The organism is Alkalihalophilus lindianensis, assembly GCF_032843265.1.
Classification (GTDB): Bacteria; Bacillota; Bacilli; order Bacillales; family Bacillaceae_D; genus Alkalihalophilus; species Alkalihalophilus lindianensis.
Genome location: NZ_JAWJBA010000001.1, coordinates 385639 through 402644, shown reverse-complemented (window position 1 = coordinate 402644; position 17006 = coordinate 385639). Strand labels below are relative to the sequence as shown.

General features: G+C 40.5%; 16 protein-coding genes. 2 read left to right on the top strand and 14 right to left on the bottom strand.

What is annotated here, in order from left to right:
• Positions 1-9: 9 nt before the first annotated feature.
• Entirely contained in the window at positions 10-201 is a 192-nt protein-coding gene (locus RYX56_RS02255; protein WP_317120511.1) for a YqgQ family protein, read from the bottom strand.
• A 19-nt stretch (positions 202-220) separates the two neighbouring features.
• Positions 221-721, bottom strand: coding sequence for a hypothetical protein (locus RYX56_RS02250; RefSeq protein ID WP_317120510.1), 501 nt, complete (start codon positions 719-721; stop codon positions 221-223).
• 173 nt (positions 722-894) lie between these two features.
• On the opposite strand from RYX56_RS02250, the gene RYX56_RS02245 reads away from it, so the two are divergent.
• Complete coding sequence (locus RYX56_RS02245; protein ID WP_317120509.1) at positions 895-1290, top strand: YueI family protein; 396 nt, start codon at positions 895-897, stop codon at positions 1288-1290.
• 50 nt (positions 1291-1340) lie between these two features.
• Here the strand turns inward: RYX56_RS02245 and RYX56_RS02240 are convergent, their stop codons facing one another.
• Complete coding sequence (locus RYX56_RS02240; protein ID WP_317120508.1) at positions 1341-2804, bottom strand: spore germination protein; 1464 nt, start codon at positions 2802-2804, stop codon at positions 1341-1343.
• A 123-nt stretch (positions 2805-2927) separates the two neighbouring features.
• Between RYX56_RS02240 and RYX56_RS02235 the strand changes: the two genes are divergently transcribed.
• Positions 2928-3806: a hypothetical protein gene (locus RYX56_RS02235; RefSeq protein WP_317120507.1), complete on the top strand. Its 879-nt coding sequence runs from the start codon at positions 2928-2930 to the stop codon at positions 3804-3806.
• Here RYX56_RS02235 and RYX56_RS02230 read toward each other — a convergent pair.
• From RYX56_RS02230 to RYX56_RS02180, 11 genes are all read right to left on the bottom strand, one after another.
• Complete coding sequence (locus RYX56_RS02230) at positions 3803-5344, bottom strand: rhomboid family intramembrane serine protease (protein ID WP_317120506.1); 1542 nt, start codon at positions 5342-5344, stop codon at positions 3803-3805. The two genes, RYX56_RS02235 and RYX56_RS02230, sit on opposite strands and share 4 nt — an antisense overlap.
• Positions 5345-5355: 11 nt before the next feature.
• Positions 5356-6099: an HAD family hydrolase gene (locus tag RYX56_RS02225; protein ID WP_317120505.1), complete on the bottom strand. Its 744-nt coding sequence runs from the start codon at positions 6097-6099 to the stop codon at positions 5356-5358.
• A 145-nt stretch (positions 6100-6244) separates the two neighbouring features.
• Complete coding sequence (gene yqgO, locus RYX56_RS02220; RefSeq protein ID WP_317120504.1) at positions 6245-6445, bottom strand: protein YqgO; 201 nt, start codon at positions 6443-6445, stop codon at positions 6245-6247.
• A 53-nt stretch (positions 6446-6498) separates the two neighbouring features.
• A complete protein-coding gene (gene nhaC / locus RYX56_RS02215) occupies positions 6499-7878 on the bottom strand; it encodes a Na+/H+ antiporter NhaC (protein ID WP_317120503.1) in 1380 nt (459 codons plus the stop codon).
• A gap of 455 nt (positions 7879-8333) precedes the next feature.
• Positions 8334-9350, bottom strand: coding sequence for a ThiF family adenylyltransferase (locus RYX56_RS02210; RefSeq protein ID WP_317120502.1), 1017 nt, complete (start codon positions 9348-9350; stop codon positions 8334-8336).
• Between the two features lie 13 nt (positions 9351-9363).
• A complete protein-coding gene (locus RYX56_RS02205; protein ID WP_317120501.1) occupies positions 9364-10149 on the bottom strand; it encodes a DUF92 domain-containing protein in 786 nt (261 codons plus the stop codon).
• Positions 10149-10709, bottom strand: a complete 561-nt coding sequence (locus tag RYX56_RS02200; protein ID WP_317120500.1) for a 5-formyltetrahydrofolate cyclo-ligase — start codon at positions 10707-10709, stop codon at positions 10149-10151. The genes RYX56_RS02205 and RYX56_RS02200 overlap by 1 nt, the downstream gene beginning before the upstream one ends.
• A 189-nt stretch (positions 10710-10898) precedes the next feature.
• Complete coding sequence (rpmG, locus tag RYX56_RS02195) at positions 10899-11048, bottom strand: 50S ribosomal protein L33 (RefSeq protein WP_317120499.1); 150 nt, start codon at positions 11046-11048, stop codon at positions 10899-10901.
• A gap of 113 nt (positions 11049-11161) precedes the next feature.
• On the bottom strand, positions 11162-11830 hold the full coding sequence (locus tag RYX56_RS02190; RefSeq protein WP_317120498.1) for a hypothetical protein: 669 nt from the start codon (positions 11828-11830) through the stop codon (positions 11162-11164).
• Positions 11763-14189: a sugar phosphate nucleotidyltransferase gene (locus tag RYX56_RS02185; RefSeq protein ID WP_317120497.1), complete on the bottom strand. Its 2427-nt coding sequence runs from the start codon at positions 14187-14189 to the stop codon at positions 11763-11765. The genes RYX56_RS02190 and RYX56_RS02185 overlap by 68 nt, the downstream gene beginning before the upstream one ends.
• A gap of 16 nt (positions 14190-14205) precedes the next feature.
• Positions 14206-16995, bottom strand: a complete 2790-nt coding sequence (locus RYX56_RS02180; protein WP_317120496.1) for a 1,4-alpha-glucan branching protein domain-containing protein — start codon at positions 16993-16995, stop codon at positions 14206-14208.
• Positions 16996-17006 lie beyond the last annotated feature (11 nt).

The window sequence follows — 17006 nt, the reverse complement described above, 5'->3', positions numbered from 1 at the left end:
CACCTTTTACTATTTCGCTAATTTTGCTTCATGCTTAATAATGAGCAATGCTTGTTGGAACTTTTCAGCCTCAATCATTTTCATTTGATACAATTCACGAATTTCCTCTTCCATTAATTCAAGGTCGACTGCTCGCTCCCCTGTATAAATAAAAATGCCATATTTTTTTAGCAGCTGCATAACGTCAAACAACGTTTTCATGACGCTCACCTCGGACTCATTATAACAGCTTTATGATGGTTACGAAAAGAAGCCAAATGAGAGGCATGTAAACCATATAAGAATAACGCCACATGAGGGCTTGAATTTGTTGTTGAATAAACAACCCTATACACATCGCACAAAAAAATAAAACGGTTGCACTTATCGTAAAAAAGGTTTTATGGTCAGCTACTCCCCATTCAAAACCCATCATAACAAATAACCCTGTTAGTAAAACTAATCCTATGCTTCTTCCATGTCGAAAAAATCCAAAGGTCGGATGAAAATTGGTTATAGCGGCTATAATGAATAAGAATGTAAGAACCACGATTACAACTTCAATGAAGCCAATTGAAAACCAGCTAACAAAGAACATTCCGCCAAGCATACCGAGATAAGAGAGAACACCAAATACAAAACTAAACAATATCACATGCATCAGCTGAGGTGGTTGCTTAGGCGTACTTAATAACCCACCAATCGTAAAACCTAATGTAAAAACAAAAAATAACATCATCATCCCAAGCCACATAGTACAAACTCTCCTCTCAAGCATTCTAAAAAAATGAAACCATAGCACATGCTTTTCCGTATACGTAGTAAAGCTCTCTATGCTATGATATGTCCATTGCAAAATTTAAGGACAAGAAATCATCTTCTATGTAAAAGTCATAAATCGAAAGAGGGATTTTGATGGATAAAAAAATGAAAGAAATACTTGATCATGCAATCTACGGCACTCCAGAAATTAAACCCGAAGAGCGTGCCCTATTTTTAACTACTTTTAGAGAGCGGATCCACGTAGCTCTTACTAAAAGTCAGGTAATCAAAGCTGGTACATATGACGAAGTAATAAACGTGATGAAAACGAAGAGAAACCTAAAGTTGTTTTTAAACGGAAATCTCTCATATAGCATTTATTCCAATTACATTCAACAAGCAAACGCTAATGGTGTACCGTTTACGATTGTGACCCCGACGACAAATACTCCTTTTGGCCTTGTATTAGCTGATGGAACAGATGCAGTGAGTCGTCAATCATTTGTTATTGAAGATGATTGGTACATACAGGATACAGAAGAAAATTAATAAAAATCCCAGTCCGCACATGATGCAGACTGGGATTTTTCGTTTAGGGTTTAGCGATCAGGATCATTGGGATGTAGGGATACAGGTCGTCTATTTTTAAGAGGCATAGGTGCTCTAAATAATACATCTTTCATCGCTCTCATATTAAATGGGATAAACGGCCACAAGTACGGCATATCGAGTACTTTTGTACGGATAAGTAAGAGCATCCATAACGTAACTCCAACCATGTAGCCGCCCAGATGAAAAGCGGCTGCACTAATCAATAACGCTACTCGTATAAAACGGTTAGCTAAACTCATTTCGTAGCTTGGTGTCGCAAAAGAACCGACTGCCGCTACCGCTAAATACAAGACAACTTCAGGGGAAAATAGGCCGACATTGATCGCCACTTCACCTATTAGTAAGGCCGACACTAATCCAAGTGCGGTTGCAAGGGCATTAGGCGTATGAATAGCGGCCATCCTCAGCATTTCAATTCCGATTTCAGCAATGAGAAACTGAGCAAACAAAGGGACACTCCCTACTTCTTCTGAACCTATGTAGCCGATAGCTGTCGGGCCGTACGCATCATTAGTGGCAAGTAAATACCAAAGAGGAAGCAAAAATATCGAGGCCCACACGGCTACAAAACGGACCAAACGTAATCCAAGACCTATCAAAGGCTTTTGTCTATACTCCTCAGCATGTTGCATATGATGCCAAAAGGTGGTCGGGCTTATCATTACACTCGGTGACCCGTCTACCATAATCAAAATATGACCCTCAAATAAATGGCTGGCAGCTACATCTGGACGCTCTGTATACCTGACAAGGGGGTAAGGGTTGTAATGATGACCAAAAATAAATTCCTCAATCGTTTTATCCCCCATCGGCAAACCATCTGTATCAATCCTTTCAAGAGCGCTTTTAATTTCATCTACATACTTATGATCGGCAATATCTGCAATATAAGTAATTGCTAAATCCGTTTTCGAACGTCTGCCAACCTGAACGTATTCAACCCGCATCGTCCGGTCTCTAACCCGTCTACGAACCAGGGCTGCATTCATGACAAGTGTTTCAACAAACCCATCTTTAGAGCCACGTATGACTTGTTCAGTGTCCGGTTCTTCAGGTCCTCGTACAGGATATTCTCTCGTATCGAGTAGGATGACATAATCGCAACCTTCAACGACTAAAGCTGTCGGGCCTGCTAATACTTGATCGACTACATTATCTAAGTCATTCGTCGTTTCAATTTCAACGTACGGAATTCTACTTTTAATCAGTTTCTCTAAAGGCTTTTCTTCTAGCATACGAACTGTTGTCCGTGAAAGCTCGCGTTGAATTTCGGTTAAGGCTGAATCTTTAGCAAAGCCATCGACCAAAAACATACCCATTTGCCTTCCACCATGTTCAAGCTCTAAAAAGATCATATCAAAGCTATCATCAACAGCTAATTCCTTTTTCAAAAATGCAATATTTTCATTATAATTATTGGAGACATGATGAATAACGGTCTCGGATCCCATATAACCACCTCCACGGTCCTCTTCATTATTTGCAAATTAAGGTCTCACCATGCATTGTTCTCATAAAACAAAAAGGTAAGTCATATACATGAGGCAACCGTTTGTCCAATGGAGGGACTTATCATGAGAAAACGAACTATGCTATTCACAGTCTGTACGGCGGCTCTTGTCGTCGGATTATTTTTATCGATTTATGGCAAACCAAACCCCCTTAGAGAAACCTTAATCACCTTTCCTATTGATCCAAATGCCACCTACACCGAAGCGAGTTCAAACTTAGAATTTCTTCAATCGACGGATGAAGATGAATACAAGTTAAGATGGGACACATTGTCTGTTTTAAATGAACAAGCAGCGATCAGACAAGATGTTTCTCTTTTATTTGAAGATGGGGTTCTAAAAGATACGATGTCTAAATGGGAGGAGAACACAGAATTACTTACCCAACAAAAAGAAGTGCAAGCTGAAGATAGTGGTCATTATGAAGTGATTACATTTCACCATGCAGAACTTAGGAGACCGAATAACGAGTTTAGGAGTGCTCAGCTAATTAGTTATGATGAGTTGTATGTTATTGACTCTCCACTAAGTCCTTTGCACGCCTTTAAAATTCCTGAGTCTGATGAGGATAAGGAAAGCAAGCGAATCCTTGATTATATTTTAGAGCAACAGCAAGCGTATGACTGGGATGACTTATATGAATATTATCAAATTCCCACATCTAAGTATCGGAGAGTTCCATTGACCGAAATCGATCAATTTCAAACTGAACCAATTCCAGGCTTAACAATGGAAGAGACCACCAAATTTCTTGGCGGCCTCTGGGAGGGGTTATATAAAAATTATGTGTTAGGAATAGATGTAAATGGTTCAGCAGTCAGTCCGCTTGGAAGCACGGAACCATTAATCGTGATTCCAAAAGAAAATCCGGATCATGTCTTCATTCTATTTCGTACAACAGATGATACACCTGTTCAGCTGATGCAGTCGATCAGCCGTTAATTAGAAATAGACTTCATTTCAGTTAAAAACGTTTGGTAGCTTTCTTCATTTGGCTCGAGGGCAATTGCTTGTTCTACAGCGGCAATTGCCTCTTCTCTATCCCCTAGGCGATAATGGGAAAGAGCTAAGTTATAATGGGCTTGATGAAAAGAAGGTTGCAATTCTACAGCCCTCATAAATGAATCTTTCGCTTCCTGAAAGTCCTCTAAAGCATAATCAGCGTATCCTAATAGAAAATAAGCTTCTGCACTTTCCTCTTCCTCTAGCACCTCATATATTAGAGGATATGCCTCATATAGACGACCCTCTTGCATATATTCTTGTGCCATTTGAAGAGATAATAAAGACGACAACTGTTTATCTTCGTTTACAAATCCTAATCCGTAGAGAGAGACTGCAAGGATAACCGTTCCCACTAAAAAGAGTAGTTGCCTCATTCTTGCTTTTTGTTTAGGTAATTGAACAACAGCAGCAGCTAAAAATCCTCCAACTAGTCCCCCAATATGTGCTCCATTATCAATCATCGGCATCATAAAACCAAAGACGAGATTAATCGCTAAAATCACAAGAACATTCGTCCCCATCGTTCTAAAAAATAATTTCGGGTGGGAAATTCCAAAATACAATAAGGCACCAAAACAGCCAAAAATCGCTCCAGAAGCTCCTGCTGCCACTTGAGCATTAAACGCAAAACTCGCGATCGATCCGATCAGCCCTGCAACAAAATATATGAGGACGAAGCGACTTGTTCCATACATTCTCTCCACTGCCCCACCTAAAAAAAGTAAGGCAAGAGAATTCATGAAAAGATGGATAAAACCGATATGAAGAAACATCGAGCTAAAAAATCTCCACCATTCGCCGTCAATAATCGCAGGATTATATTTTGCTCCAAATTCGATCAATGTTAAAACATGTGTGCTGCCCCCATTTTGCTCAACAATATAAAACATTACTGCAATAAGGGCTAGCAGGACATAAGTTGCAATAGGCTTTCCGTATAAAAAATAGGAACGCTCTTCCTCTTCTTTTTTCTTCGTATGTTGCCTGACTTCCCGTTTTAACCGTCCAATAATGACTTCGGCCATATCAACATCTTCATAGATTGGAAAAGATGGAATCTGATCCTTTGCGAGGATACCGTTAATGACATGTTCTCTTTCGGTTAGCTCCGATGGGATTAACGTCATCTTCATCATCGTTTGCTGTTTCTTACCTAGATAAAAAGGACGCATCAGCTCTTCCCACGAATCAACTGGTGGATACATCATGACGTAAATGGTATCACTTTCGATTTTCTTTTGCTTTAATTGCCTTCTTAACAAGTCTGCTCTTTTCACGGTTTCAAGCAGATCTTTTTTTAATTGATTTCCCCAATCAAAATCAGCCCTCTTAATACGGATAATTCTCTTGGGCTTAGAATTTTCATCTTCTAGCCATACTTCTTTGTTTTTTTGATAAAGTAGTCGAAAATCTTTTTCTATTACATAATGATGAACGAGCTGCCAGTAATATAAATCATGTTGCCATACGGTCATTCATTCACCCCCTAGATTCCATTCGCCTGTAACCAAACGTATAATTCAGTTAATGATTGAAGCTCCATGACTACATTAGCATTAGTGGAGAGCTCCTTATGTCTTGTATTTAAATAAACAGCCTCCCAGTCTGCACCCAAAGCACCTAGAACATCTTGCTCCCATGAGTCCCCGACAAATAGCTTCCTTTCGTTCTTTAAACCGAGCTTCCGTTCAAACAAATGGAAAAATCGTTTATCTGGCTTCTCTAGGTTTACTTCACTAGAAATGAGGATATGGTCCTCAGGAATAAACTCTGTTAATCCCAGGTGCTGTATTTTCTTCCACTGAGTATCCGTTGGACCATTCGTCAAAATCCCTATTTTTACAGCAGATTGCGACAACCAGCTAAGTAGAGGTCGCATTCCTACATCAGGTTCACAAAATCTATGTACATGTTCGTAGTACTGCCTATGAAAGTCATCAGCTTCCTCTTCCCTACATGGCAGGTTATACTTCTTCATCGTCTTTAAGTAGCGTATTCTTCTGTACGTTTTGCGATCTATTTGCTTTTTCTCTAAAAGAGGCCATAATGAATCACAATAATATTTAAATGTGGCAAACCAATGTTCAAAGTCAATTGGGTCATTTATTTGATCATCCTTTTGCCATTGAGCAATCTTTGTGTGTAAGCAATCGAGAATGGCACGTTTGAATGCAAACTCATGATTATAAAGCGTGTTATCTAAATCAAAACAAATGACATCCCATTTCATAATGAATCATCACCTCGTTCCTTACTAGTATAACAATAGTAGGGCTTCTTAGAACATCGAAAAGGCTTGAGATTCTGTTCATAACAAAAAGTCTGATGCCTTACTTTAAACGAATTAAAGTAAACATCAGACTCACCCACACAAATCAACTATTTTGCGGCCGATTCGGTTGTAGTACAGTGCTTAGTACCCGGTCTCGAATCATTGGAATTTGCATCGCGATACTAATTCCTATTTTTCGCAGCCAACGACGTCCAAGGATAGCATTGATAACGCGATAGCGGTATTTGTACGCAAAGTAGAAAGATAAGATTAAGGTCGCAATTGAAAAAAGCCGATTTACCATATGGCACCCCTCCTTCTCCTTACTTTGCGTGATCAAACGTTTTTTTATCCACCTTATTTACCAATCGATTTCCCTTCTGCGACTCCAATCCCTAAATATCCAAATAAAATCGTCATGAATGGAGATAACAGCAGGAAGAACGCATAAGGTAAATAGTGAATCACATCAACTCCTAATGTACTAGCAAAAAATGCTCCACTAACACCCCATGGAATCAGAGGGTTAACTAATGTCCCAGCATCTTCTAATGTACGAGAAAGGTTTTTCTTTGCTACATCAAGCTTCGTATAAAATGATTCGAACGTTTTCCCAGGCAATAAAATGGAGAGATACTGTTCTCCTGTTACCACATTTACACCTATAGAAGAAGCGGCAGTTGCTGAGATTAAGTTTCCTCTTGAAGATAGATTTTTCTTAAGCTGTGTAAGCAATGTATCAATTACGCCAATGCGCTGAATGACTCCACCTAGTGTCAGGGCAATCATCACTAGAGATATCGACCACATCATCGATTGCAGGCCTCCTCGATTGACGATTCCATCAACCACTTCGTTGCCCGTCTCAATTTCAAACCCATGCTGCACAACGGTAAACCATTCTGCCACGTCACTGTTTCCTTGAACAAACGCTGCGGTGATAATACCCGTTAAAACACCAATCACTAATACTGGTATAGTTGGATATCTTTTCATTGCCAGAAAGACCACAAGTAAAGGTGATGCTAACGTGATAACACTAATTGTAAACTTACTATCAAGAGAAGCAAGCATCAGACCAATATCATTTGAACTAGTAGAAGTTTGAGTACGACCAATGAGTAAGAATAAGAATACCGTGATCACAAAGCTTGGTATCGTTGTCCATAAAAGGTGACGAATATGCTCAAATAAATCCACACCTACAATTCCTGGCGCAAAATTCGTTGTATCAGATAAAGGTGACATCTTATCCCCAAAACAAGCGCCACATACGACTGCTCCTGCAGCAATTGCGGGATCAATTCCTAATGCTGTTCCGATCCCCATCATCGCTACGCCAATCGTTCCAACAGTAGTAAAAGAGCTGCCTGTAAAGCTAGATACAATCATACAAATAAAAAGAGTACTCACAGCAAACCATTCAGGAGATATAACCGAAAGTCCATAGAATAATAAGGTCGGTACTGTCCCACTCATCATCCAGACTGCTATTACAATTCCGACCAAAGCTAAAATAAAGATAGGCTTTATCCCTACTTTAAGTCCATCAATCATCGCTTTTTCGATCTCATTCCATCTAATTTGAAGAAACCGTCCAAATAAGGTAGCTAACAGTAAACATACAACTAGCGGAATATGCGGCTCCACTTTTAAAACAAACATACTCGTAATAATAAGTACCATCATTGTGACTAACAAGATAATCGTAAATGGTACATTCGCTTTTCTCTCCATCCTACTTTCTCCTCCACATTCTCTATTCGCTTTCGCACTTTTATGCTTTTATGCTTTTACGTAGTTAAGTAAATGAATATCCCTATAGTAGATGATCAAATCAAAACCGTCAACAATTTTTTCAGGATAATGTTAAGAAGAAAAGTGATGGTGAGTGGTCTGGCATTCGAAAACTTAGGGGAGGCAATTAGAAGTCTCTCTTTGACTTCGTTTGACTCACCATTGTCTATGCCGTACAAGTAGTATGTGCGAAATTTTGAAATTATGAGCGAACTGAAGACATATATGAGCGGAATACGGTGGATATGAGCGACATTCACTCATTTATGTGCGAGATTTGCTTTTTATGGGCGAGCTCGAAAAAATATGTGCTAAAGAGCTGATTTATGTGCGCAAACCCTGTGCTCTCGATTATTTATCCATAAGAAAAAGACGGTGCGCAACCGTCTTTTCTGTTAATCTCCAATATATTTACTATACAAGCTTTTTGCTCTTGTTAAATCTTCGGTTCCTTGGATCAGGATGCGGCCATCAGGAAAAATGACAATGCGCTCACCCTCGACTAGTTGTACTCGTATTAGAAATGGTGTTTTTTTCACTTCAGCTACTCGCTCTAATCGCTCAGCCCACTCTGTTAAATTCATTTTAGATTGGCGTTGAATTTGAACCGTTTCGCGCCCGCATAAAGTGGTGATATCATCTTCTGATGCATGAAGGGCTGGGTATTCTGCTTTTTGACATGTAGGACAACCCTCTTTTGGCTTAGCCATCTTCATATCATATTGATGATTCCCCCATAAATCGAATGTACGTAACGTGTTTCGTAACGCCTTAAGATCACCGATTAAAAACTTCATCACCTCAACCACTTGATAAGATGCAACAATATCGACCACCGGGCTTATGACGCCAATCGTGTCACATGTTTGACCTTGCGTTTCTCCATTATCAATAAAACAACGAAGGCACGGTGTTTGGCTCGGTATAAATAAAGCAGACATTCCTCTGGCACTCACAGCTCCACCATAGGCAAATGGAATTCCATTTTTAAAGCAGCTGTCGTTCAACAGAAAACGCGTCTTGAAGTTATCGGTTCCATCTAAGACCAGGTCGACTTCCTCCATTAAGGAATCAATATTCTCAATCGAAGCATTAGCTACTAGCGCTTCTACTTCTACATCAGAATTGATTTTTGAGAGCTTTTCTTTTGCTGCAATTGCTTTTGGCAGATGATTCTTCACATCTTCTTCGTCAAATAACATCTGTCTTTGTAAATTACTTTGTTCCACATAATCGCGATCTACAATTCGGACGCGTCCTACACCTGCTCGTACTAAATGATTCGCTAAAACGGTTCCGAGGGCTCCTACCCCGACCACAAGAACGGTTTGTTCGTTTAATTTTTTCTGACCTTCTTCGCCTATAGGCTTAAAAAGCATTTGTCTAGAATAGCGTTCATATGCTTGTTCCATTTATAATCTCCCCTTACAACAAGAGCAAAGCAACTAAAATCCCTAAAAGCGCTCCTGCACTCGTACATGCGATATTTACTAGATCATTATTAAGCCATTTCAATCCTGATACATACTCAGTCTTTCGCCCGCAATGACGCTTAGACTCTGTTTCAACTCCGCATTCCTTACAACGATACATAACTTGCAATGAAGCCCCGATTAACGTATCAATAAAATTCCCTAAAAAGCCGACAACACTCAAGGCAATTAGCAATAAATGACTATTATAATAGCTACTCCACCAAGAAAGAATGGCAAAAAAGGAAATCACAAAGCTCCCTGCAAATGCTGCAGCTGATCCGAGGGCCGTTATCGCACCTGATGTACCTGGTTCAACACGCTTCCACGTTAGTACATGAAAGGGACGTTGCCTGCTTAACGTACCAATTTCCGATGCCCATGTATCTGCATTAGCAGCGGCTAAACTCGCCACAAAAGCAAACAGCCATATGGGTGATGGAGAGAGGCCATATAAAAGTGCCATGATAGCTGCCACTCCTCCATTAGCCACTACTTGCCAGGCATCTCTTTGGTCTCCTTTTTCAACGATCCCATTGTCTTTGCGACCTTTCCATAATGAACTCCACATACTTGAGGTAAAAAAGAAAATGGCTAATAATAATAGTCCAAAAAAGCCTAAACCAAAGCTAATCGACCAGCCTACTAAAATAGCCGCAAACACGCCTGACTTAGAGAGCTTTTTCATGTAATACGCCCCTAAAGCTATGCACAAAACCCCTATGTATAGCCAGAGCATTAGCGGATCACTCCATGAGGGACGATTAAATGATCAATCTGTTGATCATGGTCTTCAATCGGGATGCTCCGAACCACTTGACAATCAAAGGCTAATGCACAGGTTACACCGTTAAAGCCTTCTAAATACGTATCGTAAAACCCACCACCATAGCCCATACGAAAACCTCGGAGATCAAATCCTAGACCAGGTACAATAACAAGATCGATTACGTTTTTCTCTATTTTTTTACAACAATCTTGCATCGGTTCTTTTAATCCAAAAAAAGTATCTTCCAAATCGTCAAACGAAGAGATTTGATAGAAGCTCATCTCTCTTGTTCCTTTTTTCACCTTGGGTACGACTACTTGTTTGCCGTCTGCCCAAGCATGTTGAATTAACGTTGTCGTATCTACTTCTTTCTCTTTTGAAATCGTCAAACCAATCACTGTAGCCTCTATCCAATAAGGCTGCATCACCAATTGATTTGTCAGTTCATTTGACTGTTGTTTGGCTGCTAGATCTGAGAGGTTCTTTAATGATTGTTTGAACATTTTTCTGCATTCTTCTTTGTCATTCATTTAACGGACTCTCCTCCATCCCTACCAACTAATGCACTCTATATGTAACGCTACCTTATATACGATTAAAGCAAACTTAGGTTTCAGTTTAATTGTATCACAAAAAAAGAGGCTTCCGCAGTTTATGCGAAAACCTCTCCCTTCCCTCCACAGCTTAAACAAAAATAAGCAGTGGAAGAATCCAACTGCTTATTTTGTCTCACGGTGAAGAGTGTGACGCTTTAATCTTGGGCAGTATTTTTTAAGTTCAATACGCTCTGGATTTTCGCGTTTGTTTTTTGTTGTAATGTAGTTACGATCGCCTGTCTCAGTGCAAGCAAGAGTGACTTGTACACGCATCCGATATCCCTCCAAACTTAGCTATAGCTTACTTCATACTTGAATATGATAGCAAATCTACCGAGAGGGATCAAGTGTTTTTTCTTTACAGGATAAAATCTATCACGATTTATTTAATCTTTTTTATGAAACTGAGCAAGAAACGATTCACTTTCGGCCATAGACTGACTAACATGAACCCACTGATCCACACTCGTTTCCTCATTTGCTCTTAGTGTAATCGCTGTTGTAATCGTGCTTTCATTCACACGAGCCGAGAGAGGCTGAACAGTTAATTGCCCCTTCTTCTCTTGCCAAACCTTTTCAAGCTCACCAACAGCGCATTCCGTTGTTGTGGCTTCTGCCCCTTTGGCAAATGTCGTTGTATATCGCACTCCATCATAATGAATGAGCGCTTTTGATAAAGGGGCATAAAAACTCATAGCAGGATCTTTACGATCTAGAAATGGCTTCTGATGCAGGACAACCTTTATCTCTTGTTCTCTTGTAGCATCATTTCGAATAAACACTTGTCTGTGGTATCCTGTATGATTCGAAAGAGCTCGCTCAATCACTGTAACGTGTAAGTGAAATCGTGTTTGGTAAGCTGTGAGTAACTTAATTCCACCTGTTCTACGATAGATAGGAGCAAACCGCCACTCTCCTTCTCTCAACCAACTCGTATGAGCTTCTCTCCAAATGCCTATTTCAGAACGAAGGTCATACAATGAATCACTACATGGAAGGGACGGTTGATGTTCTTGTAAGGAGTTGATGTATTTGGTCTGTGTAGTAGTTTGCATGAACTCTTGCCATCTCAGGTTCATCTGCTTGTGCGTAGATCGTAAAGACTGGCTCATTTTGGTCTGGTACAATGTAGGTCCACCCTCCTTCTGGATGACTGACTTTCATCCCTTCAATTAATTCAACTTGTTCTTCTTTTAACGATTCCATCAATGCTCGCATGACCATGCCCTTTTGCTCTGTTTGACAAGGCACCTCTTGTTTAAACAAACTTTCATTTGGCAAGTGACTTAAATAGCTCTGAAGCGACTCATCACGTACACTTAATGTTTGAATTAGATGAGCACAAGCATAGAATGCGTCATAACAATAGAGTTGAACCGATTGAGCTGCTATCATCATCTCTCTAGCAGATGCTTTCGTTCGAATCACCTTTTTGTCATGTTTAGCAATGTATGCTTCAAGTGAATTGCCACCATATAAAGGAATTGTCACTTGATCTTTATCAATAAAAGTCAAGTGCATGTCCACAAATAACGCTAGCTTTTCTTCATCCGTTAAAATGTGCCCGTCCGCAGTCACAAGAGTCAGAAATTCCCCTGTCTCCCCAATAATGATTCCTAATTCAGTATTAGATAGAGTCATAGCTAACGAGATCTCATCTATTTCATAATGACCGGTTGAGACTACCACTTGACAGCCAAGACCCTTTAGTGCATCAGCGAGGAAAGCCGTCGTTGTTTTTTCTAGTCCAAACAATGAAAGGTGCGGTCTCTGGCTTTCAATTAGGACCTGGTCTACTTGGTTATATACATGACGAATATAGTCGGCGTTGAATTGGTTGTTGACCTCATACTCACCAACTTGATCGAAAGCAACTCGACGATACGTGTTAAAGGTGACTGTTTTATCTATTTCTTTTTGAGTTAAAGTGGAAATTGGGAGACCGTCAGCGTCCATCAACTCTATTACTACTCGTTGATCGTGCCCGACTCGAATATGTGCGCCTCCCAAAAAGTCATGATCCGCAATCGTCTTTCGCATGATCGGAATAGTAGATTTTTCGATATCGACAATATTCATACCAGTTGCCTGTACACTTTGAGCAAGGGATAGTTTTAGAAGTCTCGTAAATGGCTGATCATCTCCAGCAACGAGGAATCTCCCTCCTACTGCTAAATCAGATGCAAACCCTGCCCCTAAACGACTAATATGTTCGGGTGTGATCTCTACATTCGCAACTCCTACTGCACGATGACCTGCTAGTAATGGTTGAGTTGTATCTTGATCATTCCAGATAACAGATTGAGAGATAACTGAACCCTCTTGAATTCTCTTATTTGGCCAAATTTTCATTCCTGGTTGAATGTTTACTTCATCAGCAATATGGCATTGACGCCCAATCACTGCTTGCTCGTAAACGGCCGTCTTGCTGCCGATAGTGACTCCGTCGCACACAGTCGCACCGTTAAGCTCTGTCTTGCTACCAACATAGACTCCATCCCAGACCACTGAACGCTTGATCGTAGCAAAATCGGAGATGATTGAATCTCTCCCAACTACTGAATACTCATCAAGCTTCGCATGTGAACGAATCGTTGAATGAGTGCCGATAAAGGCAGGACCTTGAATATCTGCCCCCTCCTCAATCGTTGCAAACTCATTTACCCATACACCTGGTTGAATCTCGCTCCCAGCAATTGTTGCACGGACATCACGATTTAGAAGGTCCATATGAGCTTGACGGTATTGATCAAGGTTTCCTATATCAGACCAATATCCTTTGGCTGCATACCCATAGATCCCTGCTTTCTCTTCTAAAACCTTAGGGAAGACATCCTTACTGAAGTCAACAGGCTTATCCGCTTCGATGTATGTGAAGATGCTTGGGTCCATTACATAGATCCCTGTATTTACCGTGTCACTAAATACTTCACTTAAACTTGGTTTCTCAAGAAAACGAACAATCTCATCGTCTTGGTTGGTCATGATCACTCCAAACTCAAGAGGGCATGGCACTTGCTTCATGAAAATTGAAACAAGAGCATCCTTTTCTTCATGAAAATCAATTCCCGCTTGTAAATCAAAATCAGTTAGAGCATCACCACTCACAACGATAAAGGGCTCATCTAAAAATGCTTCTGCTTGTTTAACACTACCAGCGGTTCCTAGTGGCTCTGTTTCTTCAAAGTAAGTTAAGTGAACACCGAACTCTTGACCATCACCAAAATAGTCACGAATTTCATCAGGTAAATAGTGTACGGTAACCGCAATTTCTGTAATCCCATGTTGTTTTAAAAGCTCAATACTATATTGCATAACCGGTTTTTGCAAAAGTGGAACCATTGGTTTTGGTAACTGACATGTTAATGGACGTAATCTTGTTCCTTTTCCTCCTGCCATAATGACACCTTTCACTTAACTCCGCCTCCTTTTAATTCGCCGCCACTAGTTGTCCGGCTAAACACATTTCAAACTCTCTCTCTGTTTGCTTTGCAATTGCACCCCAGTCAAACTTCGTCTCTACATCACGCAAGCCTTGTGTTGCTAAGCCCTCACGTGAGATTGGGTGATTATATAAAAACATCACTTGAGCTACTAGGCTCTCTCTATCCCCCGGGATCATTTTCAAGCCATTCACACCATGTTGTATGATCGAAGAAAGGCCTCCGACATCAGAAACAATGGTTGGTTTCCCAGCTGCCATTCCCTCAAGAGCAACAATTCCAAACGGCTCATACAAGCTAGGGAAAATAGCGGCATCTGCTTTTGTAAACCATTTATTGCGCTCTTCATCAGAGATAAAGCCGAGAAATATCACATACTCTTCTAAATTGCGATGCCTTACTTGTTCTTGATACTCTCTTAACATTGGACCTTTCCCTGCTAGTACAAATTGAACTCGGGTGCCTCTTTCACGAAGTAACTCAGCGGCATCGATAACGGTTTGAAAACCTTTCTCTTTTACCATTCGACCTACTGTGAAAACGGTAAATCTTTCATTTGGTTCAAATTGAACAGAAGGCTCTTTAATGGAGCGTATCAACTCTAAATCAACACCATTTGGGATAACACTCAGCTTTTCTTCTGGCAAAGAGAAAATCGTTTGCAGTTCATTTTTCATATAGTCGCTACAAACGACGACTCGGTCTGCTTCATATGTGAGCTCCCACTCTTTTTGATTAATCTCATATTGAAGCTCTGAATGAATTCCATTATTACGGCCATGCTCTGTTGCATGAATGGTTGCTAATAACGGTACCTTCAAGGATGTTTTTAATGCTTTAGCGGCTACACCTACTAACCAATCATGAGCATGAATCACATCGAATTGCTCTGTTCGACTTAGCTTTTCACCATAGAAAGCCATCGCTACATTCAAACTACCAACCCAGTCAAAAAACGTATTCGCTTCAGGTTGTAGCCCACTTATTCGATGAACATGGACACCCTGATTCGTTTCATATGCCGGATAACCATCAACAGCTGAGGTTAAGACATGTACGGTGTGCCCATCTTGAACAAGAGCACGCGATAGATCATACACATGACGCGATAACCCTCCAACCATCATCGGCGGGAATTCCCAACTGAGCATTAATATCGTTCTTCCTTTTCGGACTATTGGTGTGTTCTTGTGACGATTTTGGACAAAGGAATCATGTTTTGAGAGAAAGACCGTTTCATCGATCTCTTTTAAAAATGGATAGGCTTGCTCTTGTGCACCAAGCCATAATGTATCTAATTGTTTAGTGAATAAACGATCTTTTAAGCGGTCAAACCGATTAACATGGGTATGGAATCTCTCTTTTGCGTAGTTCACTGCACTATCGCCATCTACAATAAAAGCCCAATCACTACTTGCTGCAAGCATCCACTCGCGAATCATCTGCTTAATCGCACGCGTTTCAAGAGGTGTAGGACTGCTATGCAAAGCAACTGCTGCTGCTATATCTTGTTCGAGTCGATGCAAATGACGATACATATAATCATTTTTGGGGTTTAACCAAACGTCTCCATACCCGTCTCTTCCCCATGTGGCATACGAGATGTGGCATGTATCAAAGTCTTGAAAGTGACGGTCAATATACGTTTCCGGACTAACAAAAGAGACCTTTTGATTTGCTTTTTCTAACACTTTTCCAATCCATTCTGGCCCTTCAAACCACCAATGACCAAATAACTCAGCGTCAAAAGGAGCAACCATATAATAAGGTGGAAAGGCTTGGGTTGCATGTTGCCCACCATATTCTTCTATACTCTTAAGGTAATGACTGGCATGTGCATTAATTTTTTGTTCTGCCCACTCTCTGTTATAAGCCTCTTTCTCTTCTGTTAACCCTGTTACCCGGTAGTATTTGAGTCCTGTATCGACACGAATGCCGTCTTCATGCACATAGGATTCAATGTAGTCCCAATCGCGCTCATAGCCGATGTCACGATAAAATTCACGATAATCTGGATCTCCCGGATACCCTAGCGTAGAGCTCCATACTTTACTAGAAAGTTCGGTATGTCGCGGGAATAAAATCAACCCATGTGGTGAGTAAATAGGTGCACCTGAATCTTTGTTTGGCTTAGGATCAGCACTTAGGATCGTATGCTCATCGACAAAGGTGTATCGAATACCCTCCTCCATCAAAATGCGATCAAGGCCAGGTGCATACGCACATTCAGGAAGCCAAAACCCTCTAGGTTTAAAACCAAAATGGGATTCAAATGCTTGAATACCTTCTCGTATTTGAGAACGGAGCGCTGCTTTCGTTTTTACATACGGTAGGAATGCGTGAGTAGCAGCTGAGGTCATTAATGTGACGTAACCTTGTTCGTTTAATTGTTTGTATGCTTTCAACACATTTTTATCCCAGTTGAGGAAAGTTTCTCGAATTTTTCGATATCTTTTTTGATAGAATGGAATGAGTGAGTTGAAGGTCTGATCCTCTTCTAAGTACGTTGCTTCTTTTCTAAGCAGCTCTTCGGTTTTGAGTAAGTAATGAAGGTACCGCTCTTGCATAAGCGGATCTGCTAGCATCTCCATTAGCGGCGGTGTAAATGAAATGGTGATCCCATCTTTAACTTTCCCCTCATCAATTGCCCATAACAGGGGGATATACGTTTCAGTCATTGCCTCAAAAAGCCATCTTTCTTCTAATCGATTTTCTTCTTCATGTCTGACATAAGGTAAGTGGGCATGAAGGACAAATGAAAAGTAACCATTACTCAAAGTAATTCTCC

Bases quoted from the DNA above. Each gene is read 5' to 3' on its own strand.
- RYX56_RS02205 (WP_317120501.1), bottom strand. From the start codon at position 10,149: ATGCTCTGGCTATACATAGGGGTTTTGTGCATAGCTTTAGGGGCGTAT.
- nhaC (WP_317120503.1), bottom strand. From the start codon at position 7,878: ATGGAGAGAAAAGCGAATGTACCATTTACGATTATCTTGTTAGTCACA.
- RYX56_RS02235 (WP_317120507.1), top strand. From the start codon at position 2,928: ATGAGAAAACGAACTATGCTATTCACAGTCTGTACGGCGGCTCTTGTC.
- RYX56_RS02190 (WP_317120498.1), bottom strand. From the start codon at position 11,830: ATGCAAACTACTACACAGACCAAATACATCAACTCCTTACAAGAACAT.
- RYX56_RS02245 (WP_317120509.1), top strand. From the start codon at position 895: ATGGATAAAAAAATGAAAGAAATACTTGATCATGCAATCTACGGCACT.
- RYX56_RS02200 (WP_317120500.1), bottom strand. From the start codon at position 10,709: ATGAATGACAAAGAAGAATGCAGAAAAATGTTCAAACAATCATTAAAG.
- RYX56_RS02250 (WP_317120510.1), bottom strand. From the start codon at position 721: ATGATGATGTTATTTTTTGTTTTTACATTAGGTTTTACGATTGGTGGG.
- rpmG (WP_317120499.1), bottom strand. From the start codon at position 11,048: ATGCGTGTACAAGTCACTCTTGCTTGCACTGAGACAGGCGATCGTAAC.
- yqgO (WP_317120504.1), bottom strand. From the start codon at position 6,445: ATGGTAAATCGGCTTTTTTCAATTGCGACCTTAATCTTATCTTTCTAC.
- RYX56_RS02230 (WP_317120506.1), bottom strand. From the start codon at position 5,344: ATGACCGTATGGCAACATGATTTATATTACTGGCAGCTCGTTCATCAT.
- RYX56_RS02255 (WP_317120511.1), bottom strand. From the start codon at position 201: ATGAAAACGTTGTTTGACGTTATGCAGCTGCTAAAAAAATATGGCATT.
- RYX56_RS02225 (WP_317120505.1), bottom strand. From the start codon at position 6,099: ATGAAATGGGATGTCATTTGTTTTGATTTAGATAACACGCTTTATAAT.
- RYX56_RS02210 (WP_317120502.1), bottom strand. From the start codon at position 9,350: ATGGAACAAGCATATGAACGCTATTCTAGACAAATGCTTTTTAAGCCT.
- RYX56_RS02240 (WP_317120508.1), bottom strand. From the start codon at position 2,804: ATGGGATCCGAGACCGTTATTCATCATGTCTCCAATAATTATAATGAA.